The sequence below is a fragment of the Mesobacillus subterraneus genome (assembly GCF_023715485.1).
Lineage (GTDB): Bacteria > Bacillota > Bacilli > Bacillales > Cytobacillaceae > Mesobacillus > Mesobacillus subterraneus_B.
In genome coordinates this window covers 1-9,958 of sequence record NZ_JAMBOF010000033.1, presented here as the reverse complement: position 1 = coordinate 9,958, position 9,958 = coordinate 1, and the positions used below count along the sequence as shown (strand labels likewise).

At 39.1% G+C, this 9,958-nt stretch carries 8 protein-coding genes; 2 read left to right on the top strand and 6 right to left on the bottom strand.

Features of this window, described 5'->3' with window-relative positions:
• Nucleotides 1-326: 326 nt before the first annotated feature.
• The 6 genes from M3204_RS23290 to M3204_RS23265 all read right to left on the bottom strand — a co-directional run bounded on the left by M3204_RS23290 (nt 327) and on the right by M3204_RS23265 (nt 7,952).
• Nucleotides 327-1,712, bottom strand: coding sequence for an APC family permease (locus tag M3204_RS23290; protein ID WP_251488994.1), 1,386 nt, complete (start codon nt 1,710-1,712; stop codon nt 327-329).
• A 16-nt stretch (nt 1,713-1,728) separates the two neighbouring features.
• Nucleotides 1,729-2,631 carry an acetamidase/formamidase family protein gene (locus tag M3204_RS23285; RefSeq protein ID WP_251488992.1) on the bottom strand — a complete coding sequence of 301 codons (903 nt, stop codon included), beginning with the start codon at nt 2,629-2,631 and terminating at the stop codon, nt 1,729-1,731.
• Between the two features lie 86 nt (nt 2,632-2,717).
• On the bottom strand, nt 2,718-4,049 hold the full coding sequence (locus tag M3204_RS23280; RefSeq protein WP_251488990.1) for a hypothetical protein: 1,332 nt from the start codon (nt 4,047-4,049) through the stop codon (nt 2,718-2,720).
• On the bottom strand, nt 4,046-4,747 hold the full coding sequence (locus tag M3204_RS23275; protein ID WP_251488987.1) for a response regulator transcription factor: 702 nt from the start codon (nt 4,745-4,747) through the stop codon (nt 4,046-4,048). Before M3204_RS23275 ends, M3204_RS23280 begins: the two co-directional genes overlap by 4 nt.
• Nucleotides 4,728-5,480 (bottom strand): sensor histidine kinase, encoded by a 753-nt coding sequence (locus M3204_RS23270; protein WP_251488937.1) that lies wholly within the window; start codon nt 5,478-5,480, stop codon nt 4,728-4,730. Before M3204_RS23270 ends, M3204_RS23275 begins: the two co-directional genes overlap by 20 nt.
• A gap of 951 nt (nt 5,481-6,431) precedes the next feature.
• Nucleotides 6,432-7,952, bottom strand: coding sequence for an S-4TM family putative pore-forming effector (locus M3204_RS23265; protein WP_251488934.1), 1,521 nt, complete (start codon nt 7,950-7,952; stop codon nt 6,432-6,434).
• A gap of 272 nt (nt 7,953-8,224) precedes the next feature.
• Between M3204_RS23265 and M3204_RS23260 the strand changes: the two genes are divergently transcribed.
• Together M3204_RS23260 and M3204_RS23255 are read left to right on the top strand one after the other, a co-directional pair.
• A complete protein-coding gene (locus tag M3204_RS23260; protein ID WP_251488931.1) occupies nt 8,225-8,809 on the top strand; it encodes a hypothetical protein in 585 nt (194 codons plus the stop codon).
• Nucleotides 8,810-8,826: 17 nt separating this feature from the next.
• The gene (locus M3204_RS23255; protein WP_251488928.1) at nt 8,827-9,867 is read left to right on the top strand and encodes a hypothetical protein; all 1,041 of its coding nucleotides are present in this window, start codon (nt 8,827-8,829) and stop codon (nt 9,865-9,867) included.
• Nucleotides 9,868-9,958 lie beyond the last annotated feature (91 nt).

Below are 9,958 nucleotides of genomic sequence, written 5' to 3'. Positions count from 1 at the left end.
TTTCTCATGTTTCATTCGAGGTGCGAAATATTGTTTTTAAGGAAGAGAGATGTGCTGGTTTCTCTCTCTTTATATGTTTGATGGAGGTTGTGTGGTTGGTTGAGATAACGAGGACTAATTTTTGTTTGTTGGTTTATGATAGATTTGAAGATTGATTTCGCCTCTTATTCTTCTTTTATTGGGCCATTTCTTCCTTCTTCGTGTATGTCGGTTAAGGTAGAAGGGTCTTGAGGGTTGTCATGTGGAAGTTGAGATCCTGGTGAAGGAAGAGAAGCAAAAAAAGTGACAGGCACCAGCCATAGTAGCTGGTGCCTGTCACTTTACAATTAATCTACATTTAATGAAGAATCTTTCTTAAATAATTTCAATCCGATCATATAGACAATCCCGATGGCCATCCAGATGAAGCCGAGCTGCTTGGATGTTGGGTCAAGGCTGAACCATACGAATCCGATGATTACTAATCCGATCACTGGCAGGACTAGGTGACTGAAGTAATTTTTACTCTTCTGTTTGATGATGAAGTAATTAATTACTGACAGATGCAGGAACAGGAATGCTGTTAATGCTCCGAAGTTAACGAGTGATGCAAGACCGTCAATTTTTGAAGCGAATAATACCGTGACGACCAATGAAATACCTGCAACTAGCAGAGTACTTACATAAGGTGTCTGGAATTTCGGATGTACCTTAGATAAGATTCCTGGCAATTTCTTATCGCGTGCCATGCTGTATAGAATCCTCGAAATTGCTGCCTGCGCAACAAGTGCATCGGCAATACCCCAGGCTAATGCAGTTGCAAGGATTGTCGTCCATTTTAACCAAGGTCCTCCTGCAATTTCGGCAATCTGGTAGAAGGCAACATCTGCATTTTCAAAGGATGTGTAATCCGGCCAGATCAGTGCTGCCACCCATGTTTGGATAATGAATAAAACACCAACAACTAACAGTGAAAAAATAACGGCGCGGCCTACGACTGTTCTCCCACCCTTGGTTTCTTCAGCAAGAGTGGAAATAGCATCAAATCCAAGGAAGCTTAATACAGCGATTGAAACGGCGCCCATTACTATTCCTATGCTGAAATTATCTTTGTCGTAAAGGGGTTTGAAGCTGAACTCCGCTCCATTAACTCCTTTTGTAATCGCGATAATGGCTGCGACAACAAACACGGCAAGCACGATAAGTTCGAGCACGACAATGACCTTGTTTGCTTTCGCGGTAATTTCAATTCCGAAAACATTGATGACTGTATTGATGCCAATGAAAATCAGCAGCCAAACAATCATTGGCACTTCTGGCACGATATCGCCTAAAGCTGCTGCGCTGACTAAGTATAATAAAGCTGGTATTAAAATGTAGTCCAATAATATGACCCACCCGGCAAAAAAGCCAACATGTTCATTAATGCCGCGCTGCGCATAAGAGTAGACGGAGCCGGCAATCGGGAACGCCTCTGACATTCGCGCATAGCTAAGGGCGGTGAACACCATACCAACCATTCCAATCAGGTAAGCAAGGGCGACCATTCCGTTCGAACCCTCTGCTACATACCCGTAAATTCCGAAAGGAGCGATCGGCACCATAAAGACGAGCCCGTAAATCAATAAATCCCAGAAATTCAGAGAGCGTCTCAATTCTTGCTTATAGCCGAATTTCTCTAGATTGGAGTCTCCATTTGTTTGATTTCCCTGTGGTGGTACAGCTGGTTCCATCTAAACTCCCCCCTTATTAAAATAATTTTACTTGATAGGCTTCAAGCACATTTTTCGGCACAAAGAATCTTGCAGTCAACAGTGGATCAACAATTTGCGAAACTTGAACCTGGCCGACTGCACTCATCAGCATCGTAAGTTCGCCAAGGTTCATGTCAGTATGCGGCAGCAGTGTATCTATGAAAATCTCAACTGCCTCTTTCGCTGCTTCATCGAGTGTTTCTTTGGAAACAATCACTGCTGTTCCTTCTTCATTTTCGATAAACGGGAACCGAATGGACTTTCCTTTTAAAACTTCCAAAGTGACCGTTACTTTTCCGGGAATCTCAATTCCGGATACGCCAATTTCTCCGTCACCCATAGCAGCATGCAGATCACCAAGGCCAAACAGTGCTCCTTCCTGGAAAATCGGGAAGTAGAGAGTAGCACCTGTCGTAATTGTCGTTGTATCCATATTTCCGCCATGTGCACCAGGCGTCCCGCACGATACCGGTTCAGATTCTGGAGCAACGCCAATCACACCGATCATTGGATTTAGCGGAAGATGCAATTTTTCATTAAAAACCGCTTTGCCTTCCTCAATCGGAATGATTTTTACCTGAAATTCATCAATCCTGTGGCCCATCACACCAAGTCCTGGCCCTGTCGCCATTACTCCTTGGTCACCCAGCTCAATATTATCAATCTTAACCTTCAGGACATCTCCAGGCAGAGCATCCTCCACGTAAATCGATCCTGTTGCCGGATTGATTTGATTCCAGTCAATGGAGTTGAAGGCTGCCTCATTGGATTGGATCTGGTTTTGAAAGCAATCATATGTCTCGATCACAATCTGAGAACCAGAAGGCACTCTTAATGCGGCTTTATTATCCTTGCTAAATGCATAAAAAAACTGTTCCTTCGCTACGGTTTGGACCATTAAAATTACTCCTCTCCCTTTTTTTCTATTATAAAAAAGAGAAAGGAGTCTGTTTTACAGAATCTTTATGTGATTTTGTATTATTTTTATACTTTTCTGATATTTCTAACTAATAAGATGAGGGCAATCAGGCTCGACAGCCCGATGCTAACCGGAACCCCAATCATCCAGTCATTTTTAAAACTTATCCAGCTGCCCATTAATACTGATGAAAAAAGGACAAATCCAAAATCTGCACCCCATATGATTTTTGATTTGATCGTTACCCATATTGGAAATCCCAGTGCAGCAAATAAATTTGCGTAAAATATAATCGATAACTCCAACGCTCCAGGGAGGGCTTTTAATAAAGTTATCGGAATGGCGCATAACAGCATGCTGAAAAAGTAGCCTCTTTGTACCGCTGCCTTTCCCTTATATGCTGTCAAAAGCATCGAGGACATTCTATACAGAGACAGGCCGATTCCGGTTGCCAGGCTGGAAAGAACGACAAATACAAGGATATAGACGAGGGAAACTGGCATATGCTCTTGCAGTCCTGCCAATAATCCTTCAGTAGTCTTGCTGCCAGTGATAGCTAGCAAATAAAGGACTATTAATGAAATTGCGAGAGGGATACTGCTCCAGCAAATCGAGCTCAATCCAATGGATATTCTTACCCTATTTCTTTTGATCGACATCAAATCATGGCTCATAAAAAAATAAACCATTAAATGGCCTGCTAATACTGGCATGAAAAGAAGCGCGCCAATCAGTAAATGCTTTATATCCAGATTCGTGCTGTTTTCAGCAAATAAAGTTATGTAAATCGGTTTTGCACCATTAATAAGAAAGGCGGATAACGGGATAACGGAAATGCCGATGAAAAACATCATGATTAACCAAGTACCAATCTTACGCATTCCCCTAATCCCGCCCATACCTGCAAAAATAAAGCTGAAAAAGAGAATCGGCATTGCTGCCATGAAGGACGATATTCCAAAGACCTGTTTTAAAAATTCATGTGCCAGCATTGTACTGATGATCAATCCTTCAGCTGCTGCAACCATCATTAATCCGTAGAAGGCAAGTAGTCCCTTCTTGGTAAATTTACTTTTTAAAAATTGATACCGATCCTCGATAATCGTTATTTTTCCACTTAACTCTTCGACCTGGGTGCTGAAAACATATAAAATGAAACTGCCTGACACCGCTAGGGCAAAGCCTGCCATGTATCCATATGTGATCGTGAAGTAAAATGGAATAAATAAAAACGTTCCTGTCATGAGGCGAAACAGCAATTGCGTCGTTCCAGCTGAAACAGGAACCTTTACGCGATCCTGGATGTATCGGGAAGAGTCAGGGTGCTCACCAAACTCCTTCATATAGAAGATTAGCAAGGTAATAGCCACAAATAGAATTACATACCAATCAATCATTTTTTCGCATCCTTATATTTAGACGGTGTAACGCCTTCGATTTTCTTGAACACATTGCTGAAATGGTTTTGGCTCGAAAACCCGGTTGCTTCAGCAACTCTCGTCATACTCCAATCTGGATACTTTACCAGGAAATTTTTTGCGCGGTGAATCCGGTATTCTAGTAGATACTCCTGAAATGTAGTGCCAATTTCCTCGGAAAAGCGACTACTTAAATAGGAGGCGTTTACAGGAATATCATCCGCTATATCCTGAAGGCTTAGCTTGCAGGCATAGTCCTCCTCTATTCGGCTAATTGCATGCTGAACATGTGCTGATTTTGCTATAGCACGCTTGTTTTCACTGACATATTTATCGATGACCCCATAAAGTTCAGCCTCAATAACTGGCTTTACAATGTAATCGAGAACCTCCATCTGAATCGCTTTTTTTGCATATTGGAATTCTTGATGGGCAGATACGATGACAACTTCGGTATTTTCATGGTCTTCCTTTAATCTTTTTGAAAACACGAGCCCATCCTCACCCGGCATATGAATATCAACAAACGCAAGGTGGATTGTTTCTCTAGCCAAGACTTTTCGGGCAGATACTGCATCTTCTGCTTCTAAGATCGACCAGGCAGGATACTTCCGCTTGATTAAATAGCGAAGCTGTTCAATTTCCAAGTATTCATCATCAACGATTAGGACGTTCATCTTCTTCATCCTCCGGTATGTATGGCCAATAGGCATGGGCAACTGTTTTCCCCTGTGCATTTTTCGATAATGTCAAGAAAGCCGGCAAGTCAAAAATCAACTGAAACCGTCTCCTGATGTTAGCCAATCCCGTTCCTTTCAAAGAATTGCTGATATCTATCGTTTCTAGCCCATTATCAACAACCTTGAGTGAAACCCAGTTCCCCTCTCTTTCAAGGCTGATTTTCAAAGACTTGTCTCCAGGTTTCTTTTCCAAACCATGCTTAAACGAATTCTCTACAAGCGTCTGAAGCGTGTAGGGCGGTATCTTACAGTCAACCGCTGACGGGGACAGCGCGTACTCAACGCTTAAGCGCGGCCCGAATCGCAACTGCTGAATCGCTAGATAATTCTTTGTATGCTCAAGCTCCGTCATAAATGGAACAAGCACATCATGATCCTGATAACGATATCTCAAAAATAAAGAAAAACGCTCCAAACCATAAGTCATATCCTGCTGGCGACCAATCCGGCTCAATGATAAAAACGCGTTCAGCGTGTTGAACAGAAAATGAGGCTGAATCCGCTCCGTCAACTGCTTATACTCACTCTCCTGCAGCTCCTTCTCCAGCCGAACCTTCACATTCTCAAGCCCAAGCACATCAAGCTCCTGATCAAACAGCCTGATCATAATCAAAATCACAAGACCCACAATCGGCATTAACACCCCAAGAAACACAATAACCGTAAACAAAGCGGCCTCACCACACAGGTTTATTTGATTTTTATTTTAAAGCATTCGTTATATGAATGACAGTGCAAAAAAGGGAGTAAGCAGAGAGAAGCATAGGGAGGTGAACTGTACCCGTTTTTTACGGGCATTTTAAAAAAACGCATATCATAAGTGGTCTAGGTATTGTACCGGTGTCATTTTAGTTATGCTCGATCATGATTATACTTGTTAATCAATCGGTCTAGTTTTTTGAATCAAATATCTTATCTGTAATTAACAGAACATTGAAAAATATAAACAGTCAGATGTCAAAGAAAGCCGAAACCCAAAAAGAAGGTTTGTTTACCCTTCCGAAGAACGTGAAGATAGAGGTATCTTCAAACCAATATGTGAGGGTAAGTAAACTTTCCACAGATGATCTCCGTCATCGGGACTTTTGCCAGTCAGATTCAATCCCTTATAAATATTCTCCCAATTCGGATAGTATTTGGCCCAAAAATGAGGTGCTGGGAGGTACAGGGTCTAATATGCATTAAAGGGGAGACGAAGAGGGAAGTAGGGGCGGTTATTGTGTCACCAAAATAAAAAATTACAAATTTAGAGACATAAGAACCGTCTCCGCGTTTTGGTTATCTGCCACGATATCTTCTTTCATTTTATTTTGTGTCGGGCACTGTCCAATAAATGGATGGTGCCTGTTTGCTTTCTGGTTAGAGTTAGAAGTGAAACACATGAACCGTCCGGTGCTTCAAAGTTTTATCGCTTTTAAATGCTGTAGTACTGTCATATATGTTTTGTTTGGAATCATATAATTCTTTCCGTAGCAACGAGTTAACACATGATCGGGAGTATTTGGAGCTGGCAGTACCAAGGTGGCAAATGGCAACTTTGTGATATCTACGAAAGTTTTTTCTGTTTCATAGTAAGGGCCTGGATTTATCGGTTTATATAGATAGCTTGGTGAATACGACATCAATTTTTTGTCCTTTGGAAGTTTGCTATAGAATTCTTCCAAGTGAAGATAGAACTTTTTAAAGCCAATAACTTGTATTTACCTTTGTACATCACATCTAGTCTTGTTAGGAGCTGATATATAGGCAGCATTACTGTAAGCCGGTATAGCTTATCAAGGAATTTGAATTTTAGGCTATAGTCTAACGTATAAACATCAATAAAGATTCCTTTTTTTGTGAAGTTCTGGCTGGCATTGTGTAGCTTCTCGATTACTTCTGTCCCTTCCATGCGAATGCGGAATTTAGGCATAACAGGGGAGTAATAAGGATCATCAAAGAAGCTTTGAATAGAAAAGTTCGGCGGCAGGTTGGCTTGCATCACAGAATAAAACTGATTCAAATCTTCGTATTTAATCGCAATATCTATGTCGTCATCCCATGGAATAAACCCTCTGTGTCGGACAGCACCTAATAAGGATCCGCCATCCAGGATGTATTCTAACTCATTTGTACTGCAAATAGTATCTACATCCTTCATCATAATCAACAATTTATTATGAAGCTCTCCTATTGTATACTCCCCTTGACGATCAATAGAGTAAATTGGAATCTCATGGGCAAGAGTAAGGCGATTTACATCGTTCCCAAAAATGTCATCCTTAAATTTGTTTAGGAAAGACTTATACTCGTTGTTTTCACCCAGCAATTTCTCTCTGATAAACCTGGGTGTAATAATATCATTCGAACGAGTGAAGAAAATCTTGTCTTGCAGCATCCTTAAATAGATTAAATCAAAGTCTCTTTTATTAACGTCCTCTCGCAACTGTTCCAAAATCTTCATATAATCCTTTTGTATCTCTGAAGATTTGTAGGTGACTTTGAAAATTAATGTGAAAATAGTAAAAGCAGGAATGATGACTTCAAAAAAGATTCTATCAAGATTTCCTAAGTACAAAAATAAAATAGTTAGGACTAACAGTAAAATAAAACTAGTGCTGATCAGCAGTTTGTTCAACTTTTTATAAAGAAAAGCTGCATAGGATATATTATCCGCCTGGCATACAAGAACATTCCGATTATGATTGCCGGAGAATGTCTCGCCATACCAAACCTGATATAACCCCGATACCTTCCACCCATTCGCATGATATGCAATTTCTGGCTCTTCCCGTTCAGAAGCAATGTATTTGTTAAAGGGCAAAGAAAATACATTACAGTCGTACATTTCCCGAAAGTCATTCGATATGACCTTTAGCAACCGTATCTTATTAGATAAAACGAGAGTAGTAGAGTAAACAATTGCTGAGAGAATTGTCCCCATTAACCTTTCGTTTAGGAAATTGTCCAAATGTAAGTATGTAGTAAGCTTGATGCCAGTTATATTAGAAAAAATCGAATAAAAAACAGGGATAATAGCCAGCGTGATGACCAGCCAAGTTAATTTCCTAGCCTGATGGTAACTATGATCCCTCGCTTTAAGAAGATTTATATTATTGTAATCACGAGTCCTCTTTAAAATGTGCATATGAAAAGTTTCCATTTCCTCCTTGAATAATAGTTTGATTTTACTATTTTTGTTAATCGTTGTCATGTGATTTTTCAATTATAAGGAAGAAAGAAACACAGTGACGTTTCTTGCGCTTCAATCGGAAGTCAAAAGAGTTAAGTCAGAAGCAGGGCCCTGAACCTGGGTGAGTGAACTGTGGTTCCCTACTAACCAAGTTCATTAATGTCAAAAACTTGTTGGATTTAAAATGTCGTTCTATTGGTATAATTTAATAGTAATATTTTCCTATTTCAGAATGAAAGGGATTGATTTGGTTGATTGTTAATTCTATAAACGACTATTTAGGTTCCGGTTTACCTTGTTTACATTTTCACACAAAAAAAGAAGGAATAGAATTATCCAGCATTAGAGACTGTTCTTCTGTTCTGATGACGGTTTACCAAAAACAACTTACCAATAATGAAATCAATTTGCTGCAGACTTACCCAATAGAAATAGGAATTGTAGCAAAGAAAGATTTATTTTTCCTGATTTTTAAAATTGGGCCTGATTCCGATCCGTTTATTTTTGATTATCCTTTTGATCCCAATTTTACTTCATCCTATGGAATCGTAGATAAATGGATTAATAGTACTTTATTTACAATTGCAATCACTGTAGATGAAAACCCATTTGAGAAAAAGTACAATGTGCCCATCTTTCGTTTTTTTAGAATATTATCAATTCCACTGGATTTACAACTTCATGTAGGTAGTTTATTTGTAAATGCAACGAATTTAGGAAATTATTATTCGAATGATTTTTTCGAATGGATAGAAAATGAAATTCAGCACCTAAGTGCAGAAGATAGATGGAAAATTGCAGAAAAGATTGGTGAGCTTGAGGAATAAATTAAAAGGAGAAAAAAATGAAATACATTTATTATCCATATATCGACATAACGAATGAAGAATGGGTTAAATTTGCTTTATTATATTTAGATGAAATTATCCCAATACATCCAGCTCAGTTATATGATTTTGAAAGTGGTTATGAACTTTCTGATACATTTAAGAAGATTACTCAAGAAACCGATCTGATTCGAAGACACTATATCTCAGAAAATGATCATATTGTAAAAGATAAGACTTCTAATACCGTTGTGGAAACACTGGAAAGTATCATAGCGAACCCGAAAGAGTATAAAGATATTTTTCATTCTGATAATTTTATAGAAAGATGGCAGAATGAAAGATTTCAGAATTTTAATTTATATAGGGACAAATATACGGAAGATTTTCTTTCCTTCTGTGAGAACAATAAATTATGCAGATATGGAGAGGAAGGGACATTTGTTCCCAATGAAGTGGGTGTCTTATATATGAGTGTATTAGCTCATGATTTGGGCGAGCAAAATGATGTTTCAGCAATCACCGATAATAATTTAATTGATACAATGAGCATGAAATTAAGAGCAACCTTTCCATCAACAGATAGAGAAACAGCTAGTGAACCCCCAAAAAATTCAACATTAACGGTTGCTAAAAAAATTATTAATATTAAGTTACCTAATAACCTGCATTCTATAAGTATAGATAAGATCATTCAATTTAGAGAAAAGACTAATTTTAAAAGAAATTTACACTCATTTCATACATCCTTAAATAGAGCATTAACACTTGCAGAAAACAGCTCCGATCCGCATGAGGTTCTAAGTAAATTTAATGGAGAACACAGAGATTTAATGCTTGAAATTAGTGCGCTGGGATTAACTGCTGTTAGCGTTGGCCTTGGTGTTTGGATTGCAGTACAGGCTCCAGAAATGACCTCCTTGGAAGTTGTAAAAGAAGCAGCCGGAATAGGTGGACTAAGTGGTCTCCTAACCATAAAGAGCAAATGGAACAATGAAGCTGTAAACTCGAGGTATACAAGAAAATATCTCTCCGATCTAAGCGGATTAAAGAAATAGTTGAAGACCCACTAGACTGTGAAGATACAAAGGGACGGTTTTGGCGTCGCATTCGGTGTTCGAAGTAGTTTGGTTGAAGAGACATAGGGAC

Excerpts from the sequence above, each read along its gene's own strand:
- M3204_RS23290 (WP_251488994.1), bottom strand. The coding sequence starts at position 1,712 with ATGGAACCAGCTGTACCACCACAGGGAAATCAAACAAATGGAGACTCC.
- M3204_RS23285 (WP_251488992.1), bottom strand. The coding sequence starts at position 2,631 with ATGGTCCAAACCGTAGCGAAGGAACAGTTTTTTTATGCATTTAGCAAG.
- M3204_RS23280 (WP_251488990.1), bottom strand. The coding sequence starts at position 4,049 with ATGATTGATTGGTATGTAATTCTATTTGTGGCTATTACCTTGCTAATC.
- M3204_RS23275 (WP_251488987.1), bottom strand. The coding sequence starts at position 4,747 with ATGAACGTCCTAATCGTTGATGATGAATACTTGGAAATTGAACAGCTT.
- M3204_RS23265 (WP_251488934.1), bottom strand. The coding sequence starts at position 7,952 with ATGGAAACTTTTCATATGCACATTTTAAAGAGGACTCGTGATTACAAT.
- M3204_RS23255 (WP_251488928.1), top strand. The coding sequence starts at position 8,827 with ATGAAATACATTTATTATCCATATATCGACATAACGAATGAAGAATGG.